We start from the raw sequence: 1,227 nt of genomic DNA on the forward strand, positions 1-1,227 counted from the left end.
AACCGAAACGCTGCCGCTCGATTGGTTTACACCGATAGTGATGCTCTGGCCGTTATCGAGTGTGACGGTCAGCGGATTGGTGATGTTAGTCACCGGCGCGCCGTTTTTATCCACAAGGCTGGCGGTGTAGAGGATGTTGCCGCCCTCGCCGACGGTGGTGGTAGCGGTTAGTACAACGTCGACCTTGTCGATGGTGTCGTTGATCGCGGTAGTTGCGCCGTTGCCGGCAACTTCCAACTTCTCAAAGTTGCCGCCCGTTGCGTCGGTAATCTTGACCGTCTGAGTGCTCTTGTCGATAAACACGTCATCGCTTGGCGCAGGGACGGTGACGGTGCCGACAGTTTCACCAGCTTTGATGGTGATGTTCGAACCGTTATCGAGTTTCAGCGTGACGTCAGTACCGGCCTTGTTGCTCAAGGTCGCGGTGTAGGTGATCTGGCCGCCTTCGTTAACGGCACTTGGCGCGGTGAGCGTGACGGTAGTGGTATCAGCAGTGCCTGGGGTATCGGTAACGGTGGTGTTAACCGCTGTAGTACCTGGCACCAGGTTTTCAAAGTGCTCGCCACCGGTGACGGTTTTGATGGCGGTCGTGACGGTTTGATCGCCTTTGTAGACGTCATTCGGTGCCACAGTGGTGACTGTGCCGCTGGATTGGTTCACACCGATGGTGATGGTTTTGCCGTTATCCAGGGTGACGGTCAACGGGTTGGTGATGTTGGTCACCAGCGCGCCGTTTTTATCCACAAGGCTGGCGGTGTAAACGATATTGCCGCCTTCGCCGACGGTAGTTGTGGCGCTCAGAACTACATCGACTTTGTCGATGGTGTCGTTGATTGCAGTGGTTGCGCCGTTGCCAGCAACTTCCAACTTCTCAAAGTTGCCGCCCGTTGCGTCGGTAATCTTGACCGTTTGAGTGCTCTTATCGATGAACACGTCATCGCTTGGCGCAGGGATGGTCACAGTGCCGACGGTATCGCCTGCCTTGATGATAATCGACGAACCGTTATCCAGTTTCAGAGTGACGTCGCTGCCCGCTTTATTGGAAAGCGTGGCCGTGTAAGTGATCTGGCCACCTTCGTTGACGGCGGTTGGCGCGGTCAGCGTAACGGTAGTGGTATCAGCGGTGCTTGGGGTATCGGTGACAGTGGTGTTAACCGCTGTGGTACCTGGCACCAGGTTCTCAAAGTGCTCGCCACCGGTGACAGTCTTGATTGCAGTGGTGACGGT

Annotated in this window: 1 protein-coding gene; it reads right to left on the bottom strand. The window is 56.1% G+C overall.

The window, feature by feature from the left end; translation table 11 throughout:
- Window positions 1-1,227, bottom strand: a 1,227-nt coding sequence (locus BFP89_RS00395) for an immunoglobulin-like domain-containing protein (RefSeq protein ID WP_370671193.1), incomplete at both ends; no start/stop codon positions are given.

Origin of the sequence: Pseudomonas sp. 31 R 17, assembly GCF_900004915.1 — a bacterium.
Lineage (GTDB): Bacteria > Pseudomonadota > Gammaproteobacteria > Pseudomonadales > Pseudomonadaceae > Aquipseudomonas > Aquipseudomonas orientalis_A.